We start from the raw sequence: 24519 nt of genomic DNA, 5'->3' as shown, positions 1-24519 counted from the left end.
AGCCGCCACGCGTCCGCGTTGCAATAGACAACAACCGTCCGGTCAACTCCCCCGGTAGGTCGAATAGCCGTAAGGCGAGATCAGCAGCGGCACGTGGTAGTGCGCATCCGTGTCCGCAATGCCGAAGCGGATGGGGATGACGTCGAGAAAAGCGGGTTCCGTAAGGTCCCCGCCGGTGCGCTTGAGATAGTCTCCAGCGTGAAAAACCAGTTCATAGACACCGGTTTTCATTTTGTCGCCGCTCAGCAGCGGGCCGTCGCAGCGGCCGTCATGGTTGGTCACGACCGAACCGATCACATGAAAGGTTTCGTCCGCGCAGACCTCCCGCAGCTCGATCTTGAGGCCAGCGGCCGGACTTCCTTTCGCCGTGTCCAGCACGTGGGTCGTCAGTCGTCCGTTGGCCATCTACTTGCTCCAATTTATTTCGAAAGGGTCCGGATAATCAAACTCTTCCAGATTATTGCCCTCGCCCTCGCGGTCAACCACCAGAAAGTCGCTCACGTCGTCCAGCGCCATCAACGGATGATGCCATATATTCGCCCGATAGTTCACCCCTTGGGCGCCTGAGGCCAGAAAAACCTCAGGAGAACCAGGCCTGCCGTCCACATCCTGCGCCACGACGATAAGCCAGGGCCGATTCTGCAGGGGATAGAAAGCCTGGCTGCCAAGCGGGTGGCGCTCCATCATCGTCACGGAATAGGGAAATGACCGCGGCTGGCCTCGAAAGATGCTGACGATCGCTGCGCCCTCACCTGTCTGCGCTTGCGCCAGCGCATGAAAACGCTCGGTGGTTCCGCCGTTGATCAGCCGCACTTCAGCCCCTTCTGTCTCGATGACGTTGCCGAAGGGCTCGAACGCTTCTTTCGTCAGTTTCCGGACCTCGAGCCGAACCGTCATCAGGCCTTGTGTCCCATGACGCGCACCCGGCTCACGCCGCCGTCTGGATGGATATTCAGGCGGAGATGTGTGAACGGCCCCCGGTCGAGAATGGTGTCGGCATGGAATTCGTGGATGTGGTCCATTTGCAGTTTGCGGTCCGTCAGGATCGGCGTCCAGTCTGCGGAAGCGACGATATCCTCATCCAAAAGGCTTCCCGCATGCTCCGGCATGAAAGCGCCCAGCAGGTCGAACCGGTCGGGATAGTTTCCCTTGAAATGTGCGGTGTCGACAATGACCCTGTCGACTGTGCCCGCATGGCCCAGCTTCAGGATCGCCCAGTCGTGGCCAGGTCCGCGCCGACGGGCGGTTTCCCATCCGTCGCCCATATTGACGCCGCGACCCGGCGAAATCAGCTTCGCCGGAAAGCCGTAATGGGCGTCCGACCAGGCGAGCGCCCGTCCGCCATGGAAGATATAGGCGAGATCGACTTCCTCTTCGGCCGTCACCTTGGACCAGTCGAAATACGCTTCTCCATACACCCGCAGGCGCGCAATGCCGCCATCCGGATAGATATGAATCCGCAAATGAGTCCAGACGCGCTTGCGCATTTCAGCGTCCGGGACCTGTTGGAAATGATGTTCGTCTGGTTCGAGATATGTCTGCGGCAGGATCTCGACCCAGTCCGATTCATCGTCGGGATCGCCGTCGTCCTCGAAAATGGCTTCGATGCTGGCCGCCGGCGGATAGTTTCCGGTAAAGAAACTGGTGTCGATGTCGAACCCGTCTATGCTGCCCGGCACTGCGAGACGGATAACGGCCCAGTCATGCCCCGGGCTACGCTTGCGGCGCGATTCCCAGCCGTCCATCCATTTGCCGTGATCGTCATACTTGTCGTCGATGAAAACCGCCGGATCGTCGTTGAGCATGCGCTCCACCGGCGCGAAAAACTCGTCGGTTGAGTAGAGCGCAGCGGCGCCCAGACGCGCCGAGGCGAGGTTGACCTTTCCGCGCGTGAATTCCGGCGCCCTGATTTCCTGCTTTGTCGTTATCGCCACGTCCATCTCCACTTACTCCGTTATTATTGTCTGCAGCCGCAGGCGGGCTATTTTCTCCACCTGCTCGCACGCGGTCCGGAACTCCGCTTCGCTGCTGTTGTGAACACGCCTTCGGAAGGCATCCAGAATATCCGACTTGTCCAGTCCCTTGACCGCGATGATGAAGGGAAACCCGAACTTGTCTGTATATTCGGTGTTCAGACGCGTGAACTCGGCGTGTTCGTCCGGCGTCAACCGGTCGAGGCCGGCGCCTGCCTGCTCGTTTCTTGAATCGTCCGTCAGTTCGCCGGCGATCGCCAGCTTGCCGGCAAGATCGGGATGCGCGCGCAGGACGGCGAGCCGCTGCTCGGCGCTCGCTTCGCGAAACGTCTCGCACATTGCGGCGTGAACGTTTTCAAGCGCCAGCGGCTCGCCGATCTGGCCTGCGTCCCAAGCCTGCTCGGCTATCCAGGGCGAATGTTCGAAGACTCCGCCGCACGCCTCCAGAAATTGATCGCGCGTCGTCATTGTCAGGCGCTCTCCGGCTTGTGATGTTCACGCCAGTGGCGCGCGATGTCGATGCGCCGCGGTATCCAGACCTTGTCATGCGAGCCCGCGTAGTCGAGGAAACGCGCCAGCGCCGCGGCCCGATTGGGGCGTCCGACAAGCCGGCAATGCAGGCCGACCGACATCATCTTCGGCGCGCCCTCGCGGCCTTCCTCGTAGAGATAATCGAAGCCGTCCTTCAGATAGCTGTAGAACTGGTCGCCCGAATTGAAGCCCTGCGGCGTCGCAAACCGCATGTCGTTGGCGTCCAGCGTATAGGGTATGATCAGATGCGGACCGTGCGGCCCTTTGATCCAGTAAGGCAGATCGTCGGCATAAGCATCGGATGTATAGAGGAACCCGCCCTCTTCCATCGCCAGGTCAGTGGAATGGATGGACGACCGACCGGTGTACCAGCCAAGCGGACGTTCGCCGGTCACCTCGGTGTGCAGGCGGATCGCCTCCATAACGTCGGCGCGCTCGGCTTCCTTGTCGTAGTCCTTGTATTCTATCCATTTCAGGCCGTGCGAGGCGATCTCCCAGTCGGCCTCCTTCATGGCCGCCACCGCTTCCGGATTGCGCTCCAGCGCCGTCGCGACGCCGTAGACCGTAACCGGCAGGTTGCGGCTGGTGAACATCCGCCAAAGCCGCCAGAAACCGGCTCTCGACCCGTATTCGTAGATGGACTCCATATTCATGTGCCGCTGGCCGATCCAGGGCTGCGCGCCGACGATTTCCGAAAGAAAAGCTTCCGAGGCCTTGTCGCCATGCAGGACATTGTTCTCGCCGCCTTCTTCGTAATTAATGACGAATTGCAGGGCGATCCTGGCGTCTCCAGGCCATTTCGGGTCGGGTGGCGTGCGGCCGTAGCCAATCATGTCGCGTGGATACATGGAGTTTTCCGGACTGTTTGTGGTTGCGTTGAAAAATAGCATTCGGGGCGCCAAAACTCGACGCCCCGTAGCCCATTGTTTTCTTGAAACTGCCTATTGTAAAACTTTAAAGGGCTCAGTCCCGCAAGTTCTTGAAAAATAACGATCCGATCAGCCGCAACCGCGTTGCATCGCGGCAGTGAGCAAAAGCGGCGCTGAAGACGCGGCGCCTTTACGGTTTATGCTACAACAGGATCTTGAGCTGTTTGCTAGGTATTTGTCCCGACGGTTTCAGGACGCGTCGGCGCCTCGTCCCACACGCCTTCATGCAGGGCCGCGCCCTCGTCTTCGAGCATCGGACCCGTCACATCCACCTCGCGCTGGCCGGAGGCGAAGACGATGCGGCAGGAAAGATCAAGCGTGGGATTTTCGGGATGGTTGCCCGTAATAGTCTTCAGGCGCGCCTCGCTCAGTCCGTAGACAAGGCGTCCAAGTCCCGCCCAGTAGGCCGCCCCGGCGCACATGGCGCAGGGCTCGGCCGAGGTGTACATGGTGCAGCCCTTCAGGAATTCCGGATCGTAGGCCTGCGACGCCCGCGTCATCAACACCCGTTCGGCATGGCCCGTCATGTCATGGTGCGGCAGAAACGCGTTGCCCTGCTCCATCAGCACCGCGTCATCCGGCCCCACGAGGATTGCGCCGAACGGATGACTTCCCTCATCAAGCGCCCTTTTGGCGACCGCGAAAGCCATTCGCATGAACCGGACGTCCCGCTCTTCCGCCGATTCTTCCTTGCCTGATGCCACTTGCTGTTTCCTGTCTTGGTGATTGCTCGATCCGCATCGACCTGCAAATGTGTCCTGATTTCACATTCCAATTGCTGCATGTGCAACCATTACACAATAACCATCAACCAAATGCAGCACATTTCTTAATCGCTCTACCAGGCGTCGAGGTCCTTCAGGATACCAGCCTTGAGGTCGTCATTGGCAAAGGAGGCGCGCACGGAGTTGCGCGCGAGTTCGCGGACCGTCTCCTTGTCCCAGCCATTGGCGCCCGCCATATTGGCGTATTCCTGTTCGAGGCTGAGACGCAGCGGAGCCGGGTCGTCCGTGTTGACGGAAACCGACACGCCGGCCTTGCGAAGCTTCTCGAAGGGATGGGCGGCGAAGTCTTTGTATAGACCGAGAGTCAGGTTCGATGACGGGGTTATGCCGAGCGCGATGTCGTTGTCGATCAGCAGGTTCATGACCTCGTCGTCCTCGATGGCGCGCACCCCATGGTCAATGCGTTCGGTCTGAAGCAGTTCAATGGCGTCGCGCACGCCGTCCGGACCGCTCGATTCGCCGGCGTGGGCAGTGCGACGCAAGCCCCCTTTCGCCGCCCGCCGATAGGCCTCGGCAAAACGCGGCCCGGTGCGCCCGGCCGCAGTCTCGTTCCCGTCGATCGACAGTGCGACGACCCGCGGATGTTTCAGTTCAACGAGCAGGTCAACCAGTTCGATGCCTTCCTCAGCCGTCTGCTGCCGCAATAGACTGATGCAAAGCATGGACGGTTGGCAGCCATCCTGTTCGGCCTCGCTGAACCCGGCGTGCAAGCCGTCCAGCATGCCTGGAATGTCCTTCTTCCAGTGCTCCCAATGCGTCGGATTGACGATCACGTCGCTGTAACGCACGCCAGACATGCTCTGCCGCTTTGCGAAGGCGTAGGCCGCTCGCGCCAGTTGGTCGCGGGTGCGGACAAGCCCGCAGGTCCAGTCCAGGAATGCCAGGAAATTGCTGAGCGATGACACGTCGTAGAGTTCGCTCGGCGGACGCGGCAGTTCTTCGCCCGCTTCCGCAGCCAGCGCGGCGATATCGTCCGGCTCGAAACATCCTTCCAGGTGAATATGTATTTCCGCCTTTGGCAGCGCGCTAAAATCCACGGACCAGTCCTTTCTGTTGCTGCGTCCCAGTCTGCCCATGGTCAGCGCGGTGACAAGGAGAAAGTTGCGCCTGCTATGTGCGCGAAATCGCAACGCTCGTCCAACCGCTGAAGAAACGGTCGCACAGTCCTTTTTCAGCCATTGCACTTTCTCCTTGCATTTATTTTAGTAATTACTAAATTAGCATTCTCTAATTTAAATATTCGCCCCCCCCCTTTGGGGTCGAGAAGGAGGAGAAAATGAAAAACATTGTGGTTCTTGGCGCCGGTCTCGGCGGCGTAATCATGGCTTATGAGATGAAGGAAAAGGTGGGGAGCACGGCCAACGTTACGGTCATCAACGAAGGCTCCACCTATTCCTTCGTTCCGTCCAACCCGTGGGTCGCGGTTGGGTGGCGCGACCGGGACGACATTTCCGTCGAGCTGGAGCCGGTATTCTCCCGACGCGACATCGCCCTCAAACCGCAGGGCGCGAAGAAGGTCCATCCTGAAGAAAACCGGATCGAGCTCAATGACGGCGAGATGGTCGATTACGATTATCTGATCATTGCGACGGGTCCGGATCTCGCCTTCGACGAAATCGAAGGGCTCGGACCGCAGGCCTGCACCGAATCCATCTGTCATATCGATCATGCGATGGACGCAAAGCAGTCCTTTGAAAAGCTGGTCGAGAAGCCTGGTCCCGCCATTATCGGCGCCGTTCAGGGCGCCTCCTGCTACGGCCCGGCCTACGAGTTCGCCTTCATCGTCGACACCGCCCTGAGGCGCGCAAAGAAGCGCGACCAGGTTCCGATGACCTTCGTCACGCCGGAACCCTATATCGGCCATCTCGGACTTGACGGCGTCGGCGACACCAAGTCGCTGCTGGAGAGCGCGCTTCGCGATCAGCACATCAAGTGGATCACCAACGCGCGCGTCAGACAAGTCGAAGAAGGCGTCATGCATGTCGAGGAGGTCAACGAAGACGGCAGCCTGAAAAAGGCCCACGAACTGCCCTTCTCGTTCTCGATGATGCTGCCGGCCTTTCGCGGCGTCCCGGCCGTCTCCGGCATCGAAGGCCTGACGAACCCGCGCGGCTTTGTCACGATCGACAAGCACCAGCGCAACGACAAATACCCCAACGTCTTTGCGATCGGCGTCTGCGTGGCGATCCCGCCCGTTGGCAAAACCCCGTTGCCCGTCGGCGTGCCGAAAACCGGATTCATGATCGAATCCATGGTGACTGCGACCGCCGAAAACGTTTCCGCGCTGATCAAGGGCGACGAGCCCCGCGCCGTCGCCACATGGAACGCGATCTGCCTGGCCGATTTCGGCGACAAGGGCATCGCCTTCGTCGCGCAACCGCAACTGCCGCCGCGCAACGTCAACTGGTCGTCGCAAGGCCGCTGGGTGCACGCCGCCAAGATCGGCTTCGAGAAATATTTCCTGAGAAAGGTCCGCAGCGGCAAGAGCGAAACGTTCTACGAAAACCTCGCTCTCGATGTGCTCGGCATCAAGAAGCTCAAGGAAATCCACATGGAAGACGCCGGTTGAAACAGCTCCGCCAGATAAAGGAAGCCGCCACGTCGGATACGGACGGCAAGCTTGGCGACATCGGTCCGCTCATCGAACGGTCACACGAGGTCGCCCGGCTCCTGAAGCTTCTGTCGAACCAGAAACGGCTTCTGATCCTGTGCCGGCTGGCGGCCTCGGGTGAGTGCGCGGTCCACGAACTGGCCGAGTATGTTGATCTCAGTCAATCCGCGCTGTCCCAGCATCTGGCAAAGCTGCGCAAGGAAGGTCTGGTGACCTTCCGGCGCGAAAGTCAGGTTCTCTACTACTCGATCGGAGACGCAAACCTCCGATACCTGCTCACCACCCTCAAGGAAATCCACTGTCCGGACCCGGACCTGAAAAAGGAGAAAGAAAAATGAACATCGATCGCGCTGTCATGGCCTTTGCAGGCGTTGTTATCCTCGTATCCGTTGCGCTCGGCCACTTCGTCTCGCCCTGGTGGTTTCTGCTCACCGCCTTTGCCGGCCTGAACATGATCCAGTCTTCCTTCACGGGCTTTTGCCCGGCTGCTATCGTGTTTAAAAAGCTCGGTATCAAAGCGGGCAACGCATTTTCCTGACCGCAACTATAACGGGCCGTCGAAGCCTGAAAGGGATCAAACGATGAGACGCCAATTCACCGCACTGACGATTGCTGTCGTTTTTGCGACTTCCGCCTCTGCCGCCGACTTTGTGCTCGAACCAACAACGTTTCCGGTCATGAAATCAGTGTTTGGGCAGGTCCAGAGCCGCGACACGCTTCCGGCGCGCGCGCGGATCGGTGGAACGGTCGTCGAAATCCTCGTCGATGAAGGCGACGCGGTCCAGTTCGGCGACGAGATCGCCAATGTGGTCGACGAGAAGATCGCGCTTCAGCTCGACGCGATCAACTCCCGGCAATCCGCCATCGAAGCGCAACTCGAAAACGCCAGAACCAATGTAGAACGGGCGAGACAGCTCTTTGAACGCGGCACGGTGGCCAAGACGCGCCTCGACGAGCAGCAGACCGCCTTCGACGTCCTCCAGAACCAGCTCGACGCCATCGAGGCCGACAAATCCGTCATCGTCCAGCAGGCGAAGGAAGGCACTGTGCTCGCGCCGGCCTCCGGTCGTGTCCTGTCCGTGCCCGTATCACAAGGATCCGTCGTTCTGGCTGGTGAAACCATCGCCCGGATCGCCGGCGGCGGGTATTTCCTGCGGCTGTCGCTTCCCGAACGCCACGCCGCCGGGATCAAACAGGGCGACGAGGTGACCGTCGGGGCCCGCGGGCTTACTCCCTTAGACGATGGCGAAATGCTGACCACCGGCCATGTGGCGAAGGTCTACCCGGAGATTTCCGACGGCCGCGTCACGGCCGATGTCGAAGTCGACAATCTCGGCGATTTCTTTGTCGGAGAACGCACCCTCGTCACCATTCCGATCGGTTCGCGCGAGGTGCTTGTCGTTCCGCGGCAAGCCGTTGAGACCCGCCACGGCATGGACTATGTCAAGGTTCTCAAGGGCGACGAGGAAACCGAAGTCACGGTCATCCCTGGCGAGTCCTTCACGATCGACGGCGAGGATTTCGTTGAAATTCTGACCGGTCTGCGCGCCGGCGATACGGTGGTCGCGCCATGAATCTCGGTATCGCAGGCCGCCTGACACAGGCCTTTATCACCTCTCCGTTGACGCCGCTTTTGCTGCTGGCTTCTTTCGCGGTCGGGCTGATTGCGCTGATGACGCTGCCGCGTGAGGAAGAGCCACAGATTTCCGTGCCCATGGTCGACGTCCACGTCCAGGCCAACGGCCTGAAAGCGGACGACGTCGTCAAGCTGGTGACGGAGCCGCTGGAGACCATCCTCAAATCCATTGACGGCGTCGAACACCTCTACTCGCAGACCAATGATGACCAGGTCATGGTCACCGCCCGCTTCGAGGTCGGAACAAGCTCCGACGCCGCAATCCTCAGAGTGCACGACAAGATCCGCGCCAATTTCGACCGCATACCGACCGGAATACCCGAACCGCTGATCGTCGGCCGCGGGATCGACGACGTGGCGATCGTCACCATCACCCTGTCTCCGGATCCGGAAGCGCCAGGAGAATGGACTGCCAACGACCTGACGCGGCTTGCCCGCGAGGTTCTGGTAGAGGTCACCAAGCTGGAAGATGTCGGCTTCACCTATATCGTCGGCGACCAGCCGGAAGAACTGCGCATAGAGCCCGATCCGGAAAAGCTGTCTCTCTACGGCGTCACGCTGCAGCAGTTGGCCGGAAAGCTGTCGGGCGCCAACCGGTCGCTTCAGGTCGGACAGGTGCGCGAAGGCCAGGAACAGGTCGGACTCGTCGCCGGCCAGACCCTGCAGGGCGGCGTTCAAATCGGCAATCTGCTGGTGACGGCGCGCGACGGCAGGCCGGTCTATGTCCGCGATCTCGCCAATATCGACCTGATCACCTCGCCGAACGAAACCTACGTGTCGCACATCGCACGAGACGGCGATACGCTGTCGCGCGTGCCCGCCGTCACCATCGCCATCGCCAAGCGGCCAGGCTCCAACGCCGTGGTGATCGCCGAGAAGATCCTGCACCGGTTGGAAGCGGTAGAGGCCGAGCTTGTTCCTGAAAGCGTCGAAATGACAGTGACGCGCAACTACGGGGAATCGGCGAACGAAAAAGCAAACGAACTGCTGTTCCACCTCGGGCTGGCGACCATCTCGATCGTCCTTCTGGTCGCTTTCGCCATTGGCTGGCGGGCGGCGATCGTCGTCGCCATCGTCATACCCACGACCATTCTGCTCACCCTGTTCGCGGCCTGGATCATGGGCTACACGCTGAACCGCGTCAGCCTCTTCGCGCTGATCTTCTCGATCGGCATCCTCGTCGACGACGCCATCGTCGTCATCGAGAACATTGCCCGACACTGGGCGATGAATGACGACCGTCCGCGGGCGCGCGCTGCGATCGAGGCGGTCGCCGAGGTTGGCAACCCGACCATCGTGGCGACGCTCACTGTCGTCGCCGCGCTGCTGCCGATGTTGTTCGTCTCCGGTCTGATGGGCCCTTATATGAGCCCGATACCGGCGGTGGCGTCTGCGGCCATGATCTTCTCCTTCTTCGTGGCCGTCATGCTGACGCCGTGGCTGATGATGCGCATCGCGGCCAAGACCTCCGCCCATGGCGGCGAACATCACGAGACAATCGGGGCGCTCGGCCGTATTTATATCGCCGTCGCCCGGCCGATCCTGAAAACCCGGTTCCGCTCCTTCGTCTTCCTGATGCTGGTCGGGATTGCGACGCTGGGCTCGCTCGCAGCCTTCTATACTCAGCACGTCACGGTGAAACTTCTTCCGTTCGACAACAAGACCGAATTGCAGGTCGTCGTCGACATGCCGGAAGGCACGTCGGTCGAGGAGACCAACCGTGTGCTCGAGACCGTTAGCCAGCGGCTCGCCGATATCGATGAAGTCACGTCTTTCCAGACCTATGCCGGAACGTCCGCCCCGTTCAACTTCAATGGTCTGGTGCGGCACTACTATCTGCGCAGCATGCCCAATCAGGGCGATGTGCAGGTTAATCTGGTCACGCGAGAGCATCGCGATCGCACAAGTCACCAGATCGCCCTCGACATCCGAGAGCGCCTCGCCGATCTCGATGTCCCCGAAGGAACGTCCATCAAGGTCGTCGAACCGCCCCCCGGCCCGCCGGTACTCGCAACGCTGCTCGCCGAAGTCTACGGCCCGGACGGCGAAACTCGTCGCGCCGTTGCGGAGAAGATCCGCGAAGCCTTCCTGAAGGTGCCTTATGTCGTGGACGTCGATGATTCCTTCGGCGTACAGGCGCCGCGGATCCGCATGCTCATCGACGAGGACAATCTGGAGTTCTTCGGCGTCGAACACAGCGATGTCTTCGAGACGATCTCCGCCTGGTTCGGCGGGCAGACCGTGGGCTATTCCCATCGCGGCGAAGGTCGGCATCCGATTGCCATCACCGTCGCGCCGTCCAAGAGCGACAGGGTCGTCGACGAACGGGCGCTTGCAACGCCGGTCGCCGCCAACCTTCTGCCGGGCAACCGCAGCATCGTGGAGCTGGGCGATGTCGTCACTATTCGCGAAGAGAAGTCGAGCTACCCGATCTTCCGCCACAACATGCGCTCCACGGAGATGGTCATGGGCGAGCTTGCGGGCGAGTTCGAGGCGCCTGTCTACGGCATGATCGCCGTCGCCAAAGCGCTGGACGAGATCGACTGGGGCGACCTGCCCAAGCCGACGATCAAGCTCAATGGTCAGCCGGAAGACGAGAGCCAGCCGGTTCTACTGTGGGACGGCGAGTGGGAAGTGACGTGGGTCACCTTCCGCGACATGGGCGCAGCCTTCATGATCGCCCTGGTAGGCATCTATATCCTCGTCGTCGCCCAGTTCGGCTCGTTCAAGGTGCCGCTGGTCATCCTGACGCCGATCCCGCTCACCTTCATCGGCATCATGCTCGGCCACTGGCTGTTCCATGCGCCGTTTACGGCGACGTCGATGATCGGCTTCATCGCGCTCGCCGGCATCATCGTTCGCAACTCGATCCTGCTTGTCGACTTCGTCAAGCACACGCGAACGCCGGATCGCGAACTGATCGACGTGCTCCTGGAAGCCGGCGGCATCCGCTTCAAACCGATCCTGCTGACGGCGCTCGCCGCCATGATCGGCGCCGCCGTCATCCTGACCGACCCGATCTTCCAGGGTCTGGCGATCTCGCTGCTGTTCGGGCTCGCTTCGTCGACGGCGTTGACCGTTCTCGTGATCCCGGCGATCTACATCTTGTTGCGCGGCGGCCGTCGGGCGTAGAAACCATCCACCGGCTGCAGCCTCCGTCATGACGACGGGGGCGGCCGGCGAAGGATCACACGATGAGCAGCCGCAACGCCGGAAATAACCCCTTCGATAAGGGTGGATCGGACTACGCCCGTTTCCGGCCAACCTATCCGCAGGCGCTGATCGACGCCCTGGCGGATCTGTGCGGATCGACCCGCCATGCCCTTGATGTCGGCTGCGGCAACGGACAGTTTTCCTGCCTGCTCGCCATCCGCTTCGACAGGGTCACGGCCACGGATCCGAGCGCGGAGCAGATCGAGAACGCGTTTCAGGATCCGAAGGTCGACTACCGGCAGGAGAGCGCCGAGACAATCGGCCTTACCGACGACAGCGTCGATCTCATCGTCGCCGCGCAAGCGGCGCACTGGTTCGATCTCGACGCTTTCTACGCCGAGGCGAAACGCGTCGCTCGTCCCGGCGCCGTTGTCGCGCTTGTATCCTACGGGGTGCCGGAGCTCGACGGTGAAGTCGGGAAGCGCTTCCACGACTTCTACTGGACGGAAATCTTCGACTACTGGCCGGCGGCGCGTCGCCACGTCGAGGACGGATACGCCACAATGCCCTTTCCCTTCCCCGAACTTGCCCTGCCCGACATCGCGATCGAGCGCCAATGGACGCTCGGCGAGCTGCTCGGCTACATTTCGACATGGTCGGCCGTGAAGGCTGCAAGGAAGGCCGGCGCGGATGCCGTGATCGACGCCTTTGCGAAAGATCTGAAACGCCTCTGGGGGCCGGAAGAAACCCTTCGCACCATTCGCTGGCCTATCAATGGCCGGGTCGGCCGAATTGAATAAACCGGCTTTCCAAATCGATGTTTTTGCCATATGTTGCCTAAGGCAATATTAAATTGTTATTGGCAACTCCATGTCGAACCACGATGTTTCCGCAGAAGACATAGCGGCCATGCGCCGCTTCAACCGCTTCCACACAAAGCTGGTCGGCGCTCTTAACGACCGGCTGCTTTCTTCCGAATTTTCGCTTCCGCAGATGCGCGTTCTCTACGAGGTCGCCAATGCGCCCGCCAGCGGCCGGGTGTCCGCCGCCGATCTCGGCCGGGACCTGGGGCTCGATGCCGGCTATCTCAGCCGACTTGTAACCGGCCTTGAAAAACGCGGGCTGCTCACCCGCCTGCCCTCGAAAGAAAATGCGAAGCGGCTGGATCTGGAACTGACGGACAAGGGCCGGATCACTTTTGCGAAGCTCAACGCGGCGTCGGCGTCGGAAGTCGCGGATCTGCTCGGCAAGCTCATCCCGGCCGAACAGCGTCAGGTTGTCGGCTCCATGCGCCGGATCGAACGGCTGCTGGGCGCGAACAAACCGGACGCAATCTTCACGCTCCGCGATCCCGAACCCGGAGACCTTGGCTATATTGTCCATCGCCAGGCCCGGCTGTACGCAATCGAATATGGCTGGGACTGGACCTTCGAGGCGCTGCTTGGCGAGATCGTCTCGAAATTCATCACAAAATTCGATCCCGCGTGGGACCGCTGCTGGATCGCCGAAATCGAGGGCGAGATCGTCGGCTCGGTTTTCGTCACGCGGGATGACGACGAGACCGCGAAGCTGCGCATGCTTTACGTCGAGGAAACGGCGCGCGGCATGGGTCTCGGACGGCGTTTCGTTGACGAATGCATTCGCTTCGCCAAAGCGCGAGGATACAGCCGCATGGTGCTGTGGACCAACGATATTCTCGTCTCGGCCCGGCGCATCTACGAGGCCGCCGGCTTCACCCTGTACGAGGAGGAGCCGCACCACAGTTTCGGCAAGGACCTTGTCGGCCAGATGTGGGAGCGGGATCTCTGATCCTGATTCAATTCAAAAGGTTGGTCGCAGAGGCTGAGTTTCCGATTCAATTCGGATGGTCTTCCTCAACAGAGCTTTGCATCATGAAATCCAGCCGGTACAGGCCTGTCGCCGTCACTGGCGGCGTGTCGCCTTCCGGCGACGTCAGGATGGCGTCCACGGCCGCCTTCAACGGCTCGGCCATTGGCCCCTCGGCCAAAAGGATTGCGCGCGAGGTCTCGTCCTTCTTGCCGCGCATGGCTGATTCAGCCGTTTCGAGCACCGCTTCGCCGCCGCGCTCCAAAAGGTGTACGGCCGTCAGGTTCTTCGATCGGATGAGCGCCGTGGCGACCGGGGCTGCAAGGTCAGCATTGCAATCGAGCCGCAAAGCAAGCACGAAGCCGGCGACTCCATGGCCTGTGCTCGCAACCACCCGGCAGGGCGTCCGCGAGAAATCCGTGAAATGGGGCACGACCCGGCGCGTCCATTCCGTCGGGTCATTCAGCCGGGAAAGATAGGTTTCGGAGAAAAGGACGTCCGGCGTTTCGGTCTCGTAGAAATTGAAATACGCCGGTTGACCGTCCACCGCCGTATAGCGCCGCGCGCGCAGGAAACCCGGAACCGTCAACCGCTCGGGAATGTGCTCGTGCACATGCCATCGGATGAATTCCGCGTCGTGACCTTCCTCGATGCCATTCCAGATGGCGAGCACGCCTTGTCCCGGGATCATGCCGCCCCCTGATCCGGCACATCTGTGTCGAGATGAATCTTGATTGGCCAAAGTGACGACAGGCGTTTTGCCGCGGTCATGACGCGAGGCGCGACTTCCGCGATGCGGCCCGGCGTCATGCGTGCGCTCGGACCAACGACGATAACCGAGCCGACGACCTTGTCGGACGCCACGCCCTCGAAAATCGCGGCCGCGACGGCGTTGACGCCGATGGACGCCTCTTCCATTGCGGTCGAATAGCCGCGCAAGCGTATCGACTCCAGCTCGTCCTGCAACGCCCGCATGGTGCGCAAGGCGTTGGGGCCCACATCGACGGCTTCGGGGAAACCTTGCGCGAGAACCACCCGCGCGGCCTCCTCGTCGGTGAGCGTTGCAAGCCAGGCCTTGCCGGCGGCGGTCGCGTGCAGCACCGCCTGCCGTCCGAGATTGCCGTCGTAGCGCAGGCCGTCGCGCGCGCCCTGCGCCTCGGCGACCCAGGCCATGCTGTCGCCGCCCACCACCACGGCGAGGCGAACAAGCTCGCCCGTCTCCTTGGCGAGAAGCCGCATGTCCGGATGGCAGATGTCTCGTATGCCGGTGGCGTTGAGATGGGCGAAGCCGAGAATGGCGAGCTTGAGCGTGGCGCTGTAGCGCTGAACGTCCTCCTCCTGCTCGATATAGCCGCGCTTTACCCACACCTGCAGCAGGCGGTGCGCCGCCGATTTCGGCATGTCGAGCTGGCGGGCGATTTCGACCAGACCAATCGGCCTTTCCGCCTCCTGGATCAGTTCCAGTATATCGATCGCTCTCCGGAGTTGTACGGACATTACTGGTTCCTGGCCTGCTGGCTTTTCACTTGCAAATTCCGGGGACGTCGGCGAACGCCGGCGAAGATCGCGACCAGACAGACAGCGACCAGCACGAGCGCAATCGGTCGGGTGAAAACCTGCATTGGATCCCGATCGATCAATTGTAGCATGCGGCGCAGATTCTGGTCGACCATGCCGCCGAGGATGATGCCGAGTATGAGCGGGGCCATCGGATATCGCATCAATCGCATGGCGAGCCCGAGAAGACCGAAAGCAAGCACGACATAGATATCGAAAATGCGTTGCGTCAGGGCATAGGGCCCAAGCAGGCAGAGACAGAAGATCACCGGGGTGAGAAATTCCCGCGGGACCTTGAGCACCAGCAGCAGCGGCCGCGACAGGGCGAGCCCCATAACGGCCATGGCGATGGTCCCGAAGATGACCATCCAGCACACCGCGGCGACGAAATCCGGGTTCTCGATCATGATCATCGGGCCGGGTCGCACATTGTGTATGAACATGGCCGCAAGCAGTACGGCGGCCGGGGCGGAACCGGGGACGGCGAGCGTCAGCGCCGGAATGACGGCCGAAGGCAGCGCGGCGCTGTTGGCGGTTTCGGCGGCTATCAGCCCGTCATCAGACCCCTTCGTGAATTCATCCGGTGTTTTCGAGGCGCGCCGCGCGGCGCCGTAGGAAATCCAGGCGGCGACATCCTCGCCGACGCCGGGAATTACGCCGATGGCGATGCCGATGAGGCTCGAACGGATGACCGTGATCTTGCGGCGGATCATGTCCCGGAAATTCGACAGGAGCGGCGTCGCCTGCATGGGCGCGTCGACCATGCGCGCCTTGCCCGAGCCCAGCGACATCAGCAGCTCCGAAATCCCGAAGGCGCCGACCATGGCCGGAATCAGCGCAATGCCGGCGGCGAGATTCAGACTTCCGTAGGAAAAGCGGGGATAGGCGTGCATCGTCTCCTGACCGACCGTCGCGATGGCGAGGCCGAGAAATCCGGCGATCCAGCCCTTCAGCGGATCGTCGGCGGCTGTCATGCGGCCTGCGACGACGATGCCGACGATGCCGAGCAGAAAATACTCGGTGGAGCCGAAGCCGAGCGCGAGTTCGGCGAGCAGCGGCGCGATGAGCGCCAACGCGACGCCGCCGATAAGACCGCCGGTAAGCGAAGCCACGGTGGCGAGACCCAGAGCGCGATGGCCCATGCCGGCCTGCGCCATGGGATGGCCGTCGAGCGCGGTCGCGGCGTTGGCCGGCGTGCCCGGAATGTTGAGCAGGATGGCGCTGCGGCTGCCGCCATAGATCGAGCCGATATAGAGGCAGATCAACACGAGAATCGCCTGCTGGCCGGCCATCGCGTACGTGAGCGAGGTCATCAGCGCCAGGCCCATGGTTGCGGTGAGGCCGGGCAACGCCCCGATCACGATACCGGCGAGCGTCGCCCAGAGCACGTTGAAGAGCGTGGTTGCGCTGGCGAGGGCAAGAAAGGCGTCGATCATGGCAGCCGGATCAGGAAGACATGCTGGAAGGTCATCGGGATAAGCACGGCGACGACGAGAACGACGATGGCCATTGCGCCGGCCTTGCGGACGATCTCGGCGCGCGCGCCGCGCCAGGACACGAAAATCGCCGCGAAAGCGACGCAGAAACCGGCAATGAGAAGCTGGAAATTAATACGGCCGACGAGAACGATCGCGATCGTCATGAGTGCGAGGCCGGTCAGCAGTGGCCGCCACGCCACCCCTTCGCCGGTCGGCAGTGGCGCTGGCTGACGCAGGGTCCGCGCTGTAAGCAAGGCGCCCAGAGCAAACAGGATGATGGCGATGAAGCCGGGGAAGATTGCGGGCGCCGTCAGCACCGTGCCGCGATCCGCATAGGTAGGCATGGCGATTGACGCGACGAACATCGCCGCGCCAAGGAGAACCAGTATCGATCCTGTTGCGAGATCGGCGACGTGCAGCCGCCGACCGTTGAGTTCACTCACCATTGCGCTTTCGCTTTACGGGCGTGCAATGCCCATCTCTTCCGGTGACATCTTCGCATCGCCGCGATCATACAGTCCCCATGCTGCGGCAGCGATGGCCGGATTGGCCGATTTCATCGCCTCGTCTCCGGCGACGGGTTTCACGCCGCAACCGCGCGAAGTGCACAATTGCTGCAGCCCCTTGGACCCGGACAGGGTCTCGGTCCACACGGCTTCCAGCGTGTCCAGCACCTCCTGCGGCACGCCGTCGGGCAGGTAGATTCCGACGAAGTTTTCCGCGGGCGGCAGGTTCGGCAGCTGCGCGGTGATTGGCGGGATCGACAGATCGCCGAGCTTGATCTCGGTGGTGCCGATGGCCGCCAGCGGCGTCAGCCGGCCGGCGCGGATCATTTCCGCCTGTTCCAGCGCGAGCTGGGTGGTGGCCTGCGCCTCGCCGGACACGGTGGCGAGGATAGCCGGATTGCCGCCATCATAGACGATCTGCTTGGGGTCGATATCGGCGGCCGTCGCAATCGCGGCCAGTCCCTGACCGCCGGATGAATTCGGTCCCGCCGTCGCGATCAGCAGCTTGTCCCCGTCGGACTTCACCCGAGCGATGAAATCCTCGACGGTGGTGATGTCCGTGCCGGGATTGACCGAGAGTAGCGACGACATGGAGGCGATGATGAACGGATGCCAGTCATCGAAGGTCGTGTCGATCATTCCCATGATCTTGTAGGTGCCGATGTCGCGCACCCCGCCGGAAAGCCACGTGTAGCCGTCCTTTGGCGCATCGAGCACGGCTTGCGTGCCGACGGAGCCGTTGGCGCCGGGCTGGTTGACGACAACAAGCTTCTGACCGAGGACGGGCTCGAGATCCGCCGCTACCGCGCGGACCGCGAGATCGGTCACTCCGCCGGGCGGATAAGGCACGATGACGGTGACCGGCTTTTCCGGTTTCCAGTCGGCCATTGCGACGCCGGCGGACACGGTGAGCGCCAGCGCGGCCATAATCATTCTGTTTATCATGGGTTCCTCCCTTAAGTGATTGTCAGTTCAGCGCGCCGCGGCTGCGACCGCCTGCTTTCCCCCCGCCTGCCACTCCTCCAGCAGCCGGATCCATGGGCCGACGTAGTGGCCGTGATCGTGGAATGTCCGCCCCGAAACCAGGTTTGCGTCGATGACGCAGGGCGCATTCACATAGACGCCGCCGCAGACCTCCAGGTCGAAACGGCACTTGGCGACCGTCGCCATGCGGCGTCCGCGGACCCGGTCGGCGCGCGCGGGGATCTCCACCCCGTGGCAGACGCTGGCGATCGGCTTGTCGGCGTCGAAGAAGTGCTGCGTGGCGCGGATGAGGTCTTCGTCGTCGCGGATATATTCCGGCGCGCGACCGCCGGAGAAGAACACGCCCGCGAAGTCTTCCGGATCGACGTCTGCGAACGCGACGTCTGCGGCGAGCTGGTAGCCTTCCCACTCGCGCGTGATCGTCCAGCCGGGGCGCACCTCGTGCATGACAAGCTGGTAGATACGTTTTTCAGGCGCGGCCACAACCGGCTCGAAACCGGCTTCCTGCAGCCGATAGTAAGGATAAAGCGTATCGACGGTTTCCGACGCGTCACCGATCGGCATAAGCACTTTGTTGCCTGAATTCTTCATTTTTTGAACGCTGTTCTAAAATTGATTGATGGATCAGTATCACTGCGAAGAGGCGAGATCAAGCCTCGGACTGCGACATGGTGTGGACAATGGCGAAGGGCTACAACACGGTCTGGGAAAGTAACTTGTCGGTCAGATGTCGGAGTTTTCCAACTCGCTGCAGTTGGCGGGTTATCCGAACGACCTGTCTTCATGGTTGCGTCACCGCAATCGAGACAATACTCTTCTCAAGACGAGCGCGCGTCATTGCATGCCAACGCCGTGCGTTTTTCGGTCTGACTATCGCATCCTCCTGCTGAATGTGAAGCGGCGTCATCGGAAAGGCTCCCTCATGCTTGCAATCTTCGCAGTGACATTGGCCGGCGTGCTTGCCGCCCAGATATCTCCGGGACCAAATCTCGCCGCGGTCGCGTCCATCGGCCTTGCGCAGGGTCGGCGGCCGGCGCTCTTCGTCGTCGCCGGCGTCGCCTCGGGAATGCTTGTCTGGTCGCTGGCGACCGCACTCGGCCTCGGCGCGCTCATCGAGGCCTTTCCCGCATCGCTGCTGATCCTGAAGCTGGCCGGAGGCGGCTACCTGCTCTATCTCGGTCTCAAGGCTGCGCGCGCGATCATCCGGGGCAGCGGGAATGCGAAGATAAAGCCGGATGAGCGCCCGCTGGGCAATGCTGCGGCCTGGCGGCGCGGCGTTCTCGTCGTCCTGACAAATCCCAAGGCGGCGCTGATGTGGGCCGCGGTGGCTTCGTTCCTTTTCGGACAGGGGTTGGGCCCACTCCAGGTTCTTGCTTTCGGTCCGCTGGGCGCCTTTTCGGGTCTCGTGATTTACGGCGCCTACGCGTTTCTGTTTTCCACCGGACTGGCGATGCGCGGTTACGCGCGCTTTTCCCGATGGTTCGAGGGCGTGTTCGCCGCGGCGTTCGGCACGATGGGCGCGAGCCTCCTGTGGTCGGGACTGCGCGACGCACAAAGGTAAGTCCAGGGCGTGTCCGCGGGAGACCTAAGGCCGCCGTCGTTTCTTGATCGACCATCGATCACCCTGATAGGTTGCTCTGCAAAATCAGGATGGGGATTCCGTATGCGTTTTATATTTCCGGCAATAGGCTTGTTGGCGCTGCTTTCTACATTCGCCTCCGCACAGGCCAGCGACTGGGACGACTGCGCACAGGAACGCGACCTGAAGCTCAGTCTCGCCGGTTGCACCAAAGTCCTTGATGCGGGTAAGGTCTCCGGCAAGCGGCTGGCGACGACCTACTATTATCGCGGGAATGTAAACCGCAGGCTTGGAAACCTCGATCAGGCAGTGGAGGACCTAAATCACGCCCTCGAACTCGATCCGAATTACAAGCATCCCTTTATCGACCTTGGCCTGGTGGAGAGGAATCGTAAAAACTACGAGCAGGCCATCGCTTATTACGACCGGGCGCTGGAGATCGATCCGGAATTCGCGAAAGCCTATTACAATCGAGGCAACGTATACTGGTTTCAGGAACGATATGATCGGGCGGTAATGGACTACGACCAAGCGATCGATATCGATCCGGACTACTACTTCCCCTATGTCGGTCGCGCCTGGGCGTTGTACGCCTTGGGTCACGACGCGTTGGCGCTCCAAAACGCAAACAAGGCGCTGGAACTCCGTCCAGGGGACGGACACGCCCACAATATCCGGGCGCTTGTCCTCAGCGTGTTGGGTCAATGGCAGGAGGCTCTACCGGAACTCGATGCTTTCATTATTAAGGAAAATAAGCCGGCTTTAGTGAAGAGGCTGCAGACCTCACTGGTCGAGATGGGGTATTTTGACGGTCCGGTTGATGGCAAGTACGGCCCGAAAACGCGAAACGCGCTGGAAGCCTGCCTGAAAGAAAGATGCCGCCTGTTGAATTGACTTTCCGGCGACCACGGAACGATCGCTCAAACGACAGACCTACCGGTTTTTACAATCATCCTGTCTGCGCAACTGAACGACTGATCGCTTCGATCGCATCGACCAGCGCCCTGCCCGCCTCTTCCAGCGCGCCGTTGTTCTCGATGACGACCGCGTCGGCCATTTGCGCATCGCAATCAGGCTGGCGCTTTAGACGCCTCAGGATCTCCGCCTCGCTCTCGCGACCGCGGCCGGCGAGCCGCCGGGCCAGAACATCAGGCCGCGCCGTCAGGTTGATGACGGTGAAGTTCGCATACCGGGCGCGCAGGCCGTCGAGCGCGCCGCGCGATCCGTTGCAGATCGCGATGCGCCCGGAGCGCACGACGTCGTCGACCGAAACCGGCACGCCGTATTTCAGGCCGTGCGCGTCCCACCAGTGGGCGAAACCACCGCGCCCCAGTTCGGCTTCGAAATCGGCGTCCGTGACTGGCCGGTGATCTTCGGTCTCGCCGTCTGCCGAACGGGTGATCGCCCGCTGCACGAAGACGAAGCGCTCGTCGCCGTCAAGCGCGTTGCGCGCATGATTGAGAAGCGTGTCCTTGCCGGCTCCGCTTGGACCGACGACGGCGATAAAGGCGCCGCCGCCAATATTCGCGCCCGCTGCGCCTGCCGGGTCTGCCCCGTCGCCAGACCCCATCAAACCACACGCCGGCCTTCGCGCCAGACGGTGCGCACGATCGGGATCGCATGATCGACGCCGACCCGAACAAGGTCTCCGCGCTTGCCGATCGCGATTTCTCCGCGGTCGTCGAGACCGCAGGCTTTCGCGGGGTTCCTGGACACCATCTGTATCGCCTGCGGCAGGGAAATCGCGTCCACTTCGTTGTCGAGATGAAAGGCCGACTGGATCAGGCTGAACGGGATGTAGTCCGAGGACAGGATATCCAGCAGACTGTTTTCAGCGAGTTCGCGCGCCGCGATATTGCCCGAATGGGATCCGCCGCGCACGACGTTCGGCGCGCCCATCAGCACCGCCATGCCGGCCTCCTTCGAGGCCCGGGCCGCCTCCATGGTGGTCGGAAACTCGGCGACATGAATGCCCTGCTGCACGGCTTCCTCGACATGCTCCAGCGTTGCGTCGTCATGGCTCGCCAGCACGATTCCACGATCCTTGCAGGTCTCTGCGATGACGCCGCGATTCCGGTCGGAATTGGCCTCAGACTGCGCGATGCGAAGCTTGCAGAAATCCTGGAACTCCTGCTCCGTCATTTTCAGCTTGCCGCGATAATAGACGGCGTATTGATCAAGGTCGCGAAACTGCCGCTGGCCCGGCGCATGATCCATCAGCGACGCCATGCGGACGCGCGGATGCCCGTCGAATCCCCGGAACTGCTCGTGGCAGTTGGGCGCGGAAACCTCGCAGCGCAGATGCAGGAAATGATCGGCCCTCAGGCTGCCCTTCTCCGAACTGTCGTCGATCGCGTTGGCGAGTATCTGCATTTCCTCGGCTGTCAGGTCCGCATCATGGTCCATGCCGACGCGCAGGGCGTCGAGAACGGTGGTGATACCGGACGAGCAGATCTGTGCGTCATGCGCGAGCACTGCGGCGAGCGGATTCCAGCGGACCTTCGGGCGTGGCGCGTAATGGCCTTCCAGATGGTCGGTGTGCAGCTCCACGAGACCGGGTATCAGGTAGTCATTGGCGAGATCTTCGGCGGAGGAAACCGAGGTGTCGGTCGAGATATCGGCAATCTTGCCGTCGTGCACGACGAGCGTTCCCTTCACGACTTCGTCGTCAAGGACAATTCTGGCGTTCTTCAGTATCAGTTCGGACATGTTTCTTTTTCTACTCTTGCAAATCCCGCTCAGGCGGTCCGGCGCTGATCCAGTCGCCCCAGCGGATGTAACGAATGGACCGAAAATGGCGCGCCCGCTTCGTCCTCCACGAAAAGAGCGATATTCTCGACTTCGACAGGCTCGCTCAGCACCGGATCGAAAAACGCATGCAGCGCCTGTTCCACCCGGTCTCTTTCATCCCGGTCTACCGGCCCTGAAAGCGTCATGTGAAATCGGAATTCCTCGAAGACGTACGGATAGCCCCAACGATGCAGGTTTTCCAGCTGGGCAACGGTCAGCCTGTCGGGATTCCGTCGCTCCAGTTCCGCCTCGCTGGGCGGCGCGCGGAATTCGTCGAACTCCCTTACGACGCGCGCTGCGAGATCATGGAGATCGGGAATCGGCTCGCTCGGCGTGAGCGCGAAGAACGGGCCTATCCTGCTGATTTCCATGCGCGGAATCTCGAATGGTTTAACCGAATCGGAAAACCGCATCAGCGTCCTGAGCAGGTCCTCCTCCGTCCGGCCTTCGGCCAGCACGAACGGCGCTTTCAGCGTTCCGTGAAAGCCGTATCGTCTGGGAGCTGCGGTATGGAACGCGATCTCGGCCGAATTGAGACCCGTGATCGCCGACGCCTCGACCGTCTGTCCGGTGAAGACATCACGGCCGAGCCAGTTCGTCGCGACCCTGTTCAGAGGGTCGTTCATTGGCGGGACAAAATAGATTGCATATCGCATTCTGTCTTCCTCGAATGACGGTGATTCCGGTGGATGAGCGATCATCTACCCGATTTGCATGACAGTTTCATGCAAAGGTAATCCATCGCCGAACCGGCGCCTGCGGCCGAAGCGGATTATTATCATAAATGCGGGATATTCCAACTCCGGTTTCAACTGGCCCTGCGACCGGTGTTCATCCCCCGTTGCCGCCAATCAGACGCTTGCGCAGCCATCCGGAAACCGTATCCATGATCATCACCATCAGGATGATCAGCACGATGTAATAGGTCACCTCTTCCCAGTCTTTCTGGGTGTTGATCGCCTGGGTCAGCATCAGTCCGATGCCACCGCCGACGATCGCGCCGATGATCGTCGCAGAACGGGTGTTGCTCTCCAGATAGTACAGGATCTGTGAAATCAGAACCGGAACGATCTGGGGAATGACCCCGAAGCGATAGCGCTGCAGAGGTTTTGCGCCGGTCGAACGCACGCCCTCGATCTGCTTGTCGTCGACATTTTCCAGCGCCTCGGAAAACATCTTGCCGAATGTTCCGGTGTCTGTCAGCAGGATGGCCAGCGATCCGGTCAGCGGGCCGGGCCCGAACGCTCTGGCCAGCACGATCGTCCAGATCAGCGCGTCGGTGCCGCGAAGCAGGTCGAACAGCCGGCGAAACCCGAAACGGATAGTCTGGAGCGGCGTAAAGTTCGACGCCGACAGAAAAGCCAGCGGTAACGCCATCATCGCCGCGCCCATTGTTCCGAGAAACGCCATAAGAATGGTTTCGAAGATTGCCCAGAACACCTCCGCGTGCCGCCACATGGGGTTGTAGAGAAAGTCGTCGACCATCGCCGCGATATTGCTCTTGCCCTCAACCAGCCGGTCGGAGGAGAAGGCCGTCGACAGCAATTCCATCGGTCCCATGCCGTAAAACGGACTGTCCAGCGAGAACCAGAACAGCTCCCAGCCATAAAAATAGCGGAACACTTCGATCTTGGATCGAGTGACGGACATCCGACCGTTCGGCGTAGTAACGGCCAGTCGCGTCCTGGAGGCGTTGATCCAGTCCGGGACTTCGTCGCCCGGAAGGGTCGTCTCGATGCTGCGGCCGGCGACCCTGGCGTCAATTTCGCCATAGCCTGGAACCGTGAAAACGGCGTGGTTTTTGTTGATGACGACGCTGTATCCGCCCAGCAGGTCGACCGTCGCCTGGTCACCGTCGATCGTCACCCAATCGGGCGTCTCCCCTGCGGGATAAGCCCCTTTCTTTTCGCCCTCTATGGCGAAGGAGAAGCTGTCGGTGCGATTGTCGAGGGTGACATGCGTCTTGTAACTGTAGGCGTCGCTGACCAGCGTTGCGGCATTGTCCAGCCGGAACCGATCCGAAAGCGAGGCGATATCGAAAGCGAAGAAGATATAGACCAGGTAAAGCAGAATGGCGACCGGAAGGCCGAATGAAAGCAATCGCTTGCGGCGAAACAACTGCTCGATCTCCTCCTTGCGGCCAAAGCCGACGTTATCCAGGGTGTCGCTCACGGCCATGG

General features: G+C 61.3%; 26 protein-coding genes. 9 read left to right on the top strand and 17 right to left on the bottom strand.

Annotated features, from left to right (window positions below; translation table 11 throughout):
- Positions 1 to 42 precede the first annotated feature (42 nt).
- From uraH to add, 7 genes are all read right to left on the bottom strand, one after another.
- Entirely contained in the window at positions 43 to 405 is a 363-nt protein-coding gene (gene uraH, locus AAFN47_RS14715) for a hydroxyisourate hydrolase (protein WP_499810000.1), read from the bottom strand.
- Positions 406 to 897 carry an ureidoglycolate lyase gene (locus AAFN47_RS14710; RefSeq protein ID WP_499809999.1) on the bottom strand — a complete coding sequence of 164 codons (492 nt, stop codon included), beginning with the start codon at positions 895 to 897 and terminating at the stop codon, positions 406 to 408.
- Positions 897 to 1928 (bottom strand): allantoicase, encoded by a 1032-nt coding sequence (gene alc, locus AAFN47_RS14705; protein WP_499810097.1) that lies wholly within the window; start codon positions 1926 to 1928, stop codon positions 897 to 899. The genes AAFN47_RS14710 and alc overlap by 1 nt, the downstream gene beginning before the upstream one ends.
- An 18-nt stretch (positions 1929 to 1946) precedes the next feature.
- Positions 1947 to 2441, bottom strand: coding sequence for a 2-oxo-4-hydroxy-4-carboxy-5-ureidoimidazoline decarboxylase (gene uraD, locus AAFN47_RS14700; RefSeq protein WP_499809998.1), 495 nt, complete (start codon positions 2439 to 2441; stop codon positions 1947 to 1949).
- A gap of 2 nt (positions 2442 to 2443) precedes the next feature.
- Complete coding sequence (gene puuE, locus AAFN47_RS14695; protein ID WP_499809997.1) at positions 2444 to 3352, bottom strand: allantoinase PuuE; 909 nt, start codon at positions 3350 to 3352, stop codon at positions 2444 to 2446.
- A gap of 248 nt (positions 3353 to 3600) precedes the next feature.
- Positions 3601 to 4137 carry a nucleoside deaminase gene (locus AAFN47_RS14690; RefSeq protein WP_499809996.1) on the bottom strand — a complete coding sequence of 179 codons (537 nt, stop codon included), beginning with the start codon at positions 4135 to 4137 and terminating at the stop codon, positions 3601 to 3603.
- Between the two features lie 134 nt (positions 4138 to 4271).
- On the bottom strand, positions 4272 to 5255 hold the full coding sequence (gene add, locus AAFN47_RS14685) for an adenosine deaminase (RefSeq protein ID WP_499809995.1): 984 nt from the start codon (positions 5253 to 5255) through the stop codon (positions 4272 to 4274).
- Between the two features lie 239 nt (positions 5256 to 5494).
- On the opposite strand from add, the gene AAFN47_RS14680 reads away from it, so the two are divergent.
- The 7 genes from AAFN47_RS14680 (at position 5495) to AAFN47_RS14650 (ending at position 13427) form a co-directional block, all read left to right on the top strand.
- Positions 5495 to 6787, top strand: coding sequence for an NAD(P)/FAD-dependent oxidoreductase (locus AAFN47_RS14680; protein ID WP_499809994.1), 1293 nt, complete (start codon positions 5495 to 5497; stop codon positions 6785 to 6787).
- A 59-nt stretch (positions 6788 to 6846) separates the two neighbouring features.
- On the top strand, positions 6847 to 7167 hold the full coding sequence (locus tag AAFN47_RS14675; RefSeq protein WP_499810096.1) for an ArsR/SmtB family transcription factor: 321 nt from the start codon (positions 6847 to 6849) through the stop codon (positions 7165 to 7167).
- Positions 7164 to 7367 carry a YgaP family membrane protein gene (locus AAFN47_RS14670; protein WP_499809993.1) on the top strand — a complete coding sequence of 68 codons (204 nt, stop codon included), beginning with the start codon at positions 7164 to 7166 and terminating at the stop codon, positions 7365 to 7367. The genes AAFN47_RS14675 and AAFN47_RS14670 overlap by 4 nt, the downstream gene beginning before the upstream one ends.
- 43 nt (positions 7368 to 7410) lie before the next feature.
- On the top strand, positions 7411 to 8403 hold the full coding sequence (locus AAFN47_RS14665; RefSeq protein ID WP_499809992.1) for an efflux RND transporter periplasmic adaptor subunit: 993 nt from the start codon (positions 7411 to 7413) through the stop codon (positions 8401 to 8403).
- Positions 8400 to 11597: an efflux RND transporter permease subunit gene (locus AAFN47_RS14660; protein ID WP_499809991.1), complete on the top strand. Its 3198-nt coding sequence runs from the start codon at positions 8400 to 8402 to the stop codon at positions 11595 to 11597. Before AAFN47_RS14665 ends, AAFN47_RS14660 begins: the two co-directional genes overlap by 4 nt.
- A gap of 62 nt (positions 11598 to 11659) precedes the next feature.
- Positions 11660 to 12418 (top strand): class I SAM-dependent methyltransferase, encoded by a 759-nt coding sequence (locus tag AAFN47_RS14655; protein ID WP_499809990.1) that lies wholly within the window; start codon positions 11660 to 11662, stop codon positions 12416 to 12418.
- A 70-nt stretch (positions 12419 to 12488) separates the two neighbouring features.
- A complete protein-coding gene (locus AAFN47_RS14650) occupies positions 12489 to 13427 on the top strand; it encodes a bifunctional helix-turn-helix transcriptional regulator/GNAT family N-acetyltransferase (RefSeq protein ID WP_499809989.1) in 939 nt (312 codons plus the stop codon).
- Between the two features lie 46 nt (positions 13428 to 13473).
- Here AAFN47_RS14650 and AAFN47_RS14645 read toward each other — a convergent pair whose 3' ends face one another.
- Genes AAFN47_RS14645 through AAFN47_RS14620 form a run of 6 tightly spaced genes read right to left on the bottom strand, consistent with a single transcriptional unit; the run spans position 13474 to position 18534 of the window.
- On the bottom strand, positions 13474 to 14136 hold the full coding sequence (locus AAFN47_RS14645; RefSeq protein WP_499809988.1) for a hypothetical protein: 663 nt from the start codon (positions 14134 to 14136) through the stop codon (positions 13474 to 13476).
- Complete coding sequence (locus AAFN47_RS14640) at positions 14133 to 14942, bottom strand: IclR family transcriptional regulator (RefSeq protein ID WP_499809987.1); 810 nt, start codon at positions 14940 to 14942, stop codon at positions 14133 to 14135. The genes AAFN47_RS14645 and AAFN47_RS14640 overlap by 4 nt, the downstream gene beginning before the upstream one ends.
- A complete protein-coding gene (locus AAFN47_RS14635) occupies positions 14942 to 16438 on the bottom strand; it encodes a tripartite tricarboxylate transporter permease (RefSeq protein ID WP_499809986.1) in 1497 nt (498 codons plus the stop codon). The genes AAFN47_RS14640 and AAFN47_RS14635 overlap by 1 nt, the downstream gene beginning before the upstream one ends.
- A complete protein-coding gene (locus AAFN47_RS14630; protein ID WP_499809985.1) occupies positions 16435 to 16926 on the bottom strand; it encodes a hypothetical protein in 492 nt (163 codons plus the stop codon). Before AAFN47_RS14630 ends, AAFN47_RS14635 begins: the two co-directional genes overlap by 4 nt.
- Positions 16927 to 16938: 12 nt before the next feature.
- Positions 16939 to 17931 carry a Bug family tripartite tricarboxylate transporter substrate binding protein gene (locus tag AAFN47_RS14625; RefSeq protein ID WP_499809984.1) on the bottom strand — a complete coding sequence of 331 codons (993 nt, stop codon included), beginning with the start codon at positions 17929 to 17931 and terminating at the stop codon, positions 16939 to 16941.
- 27 nt (positions 17932 to 17958) lie between these two features.
- Complete coding sequence (locus tag AAFN47_RS14620) at positions 17959 to 18534, bottom strand: DJ-1/PfpI family protein (protein WP_499810095.1); 576 nt, start codon at positions 18532 to 18534, stop codon at positions 17959 to 17961.
- Between the two features lie 358 nt (positions 18535 to 18892).
- Between AAFN47_RS14620 and AAFN47_RS14615 the strand changes: the two genes are divergently transcribed.
- Positions 18893 to 19531, top strand: a complete 639-nt coding sequence (locus tag AAFN47_RS14615) for a LysE family translocator (protein ID WP_499809983.1) — start codon at positions 18893 to 18895, stop codon at positions 19529 to 19531.
- 102 nt (positions 19532 to 19633) lie between these two features.
- Complete coding sequence (locus AAFN47_RS14610) at positions 19634 to 20443, top strand: tetratricopeptide repeat protein (RefSeq protein ID WP_499809982.1); 810 nt, start codon at positions 19634 to 19636, stop codon at positions 20441 to 20443.
- A 55-nt stretch (positions 20444 to 20498) separates the two neighbouring features.
- Here AAFN47_RS14610 and phnN read toward each other — a convergent pair whose 3' ends face one another.
- The 4 genes from phnN to phnE form a co-directional block, all read right to left on the bottom strand.
- Positions 20499 to 21119: a phosphonate metabolism protein/1,5-bisphosphokinase (PRPP-forming) PhnN gene (phnN, locus tag AAFN47_RS14605; protein WP_499809981.1), complete on the bottom strand. Its 621-nt coding sequence runs from the start codon at positions 21117 to 21119 to the stop codon at positions 20499 to 20501.
- Positions 21119 to 22258 (bottom strand): alpha-D-ribose 1-methylphosphonate 5-triphosphate diphosphatase, encoded by a 1140-nt coding sequence (locus AAFN47_RS14600; protein WP_499809980.1) that lies wholly within the window; start codon positions 22256 to 22258, stop codon positions 21119 to 21121. Before AAFN47_RS14600 ends, phnN begins: the two co-directional genes overlap by 1 nt.
- Before the next feature lie 29 nt (positions 22259 to 22287).
- A complete protein-coding gene (locus AAFN47_RS14595) occupies positions 22288 to 22995 on the bottom strand; it encodes a DUF1045 domain-containing protein (protein ID WP_499809979.1) in 708 nt (235 codons plus the stop codon).
- 175 nt (positions 22996 to 23170) lie between these two features.
- Positions 23171 to 24517, bottom strand: a complete 1347-nt coding sequence (gene phnE, locus AAFN47_RS14590) for a phosphonate ABC transporter, permease protein PhnE (protein ID WP_499809978.1) — start codon at positions 24515 to 24517, stop codon at positions 23171 to 23173.
- Positions 24518 to 24519 lie beyond the last annotated feature (2 nt).

The organism is Hoeflea sp. CAU 1731 (assembly GCF_039888615.1).
Classification (GTDB): domain Bacteria; phylum Pseudomonadota; class Alphaproteobacteria; order Rhizobiales; family Rhizobiaceae; genus Flavimaribacter.
The sequence above is the reverse complement of the archived record's forward strand: the minus strand, read 5'-3'. Positions and strand labels throughout refer to the sequence as shown.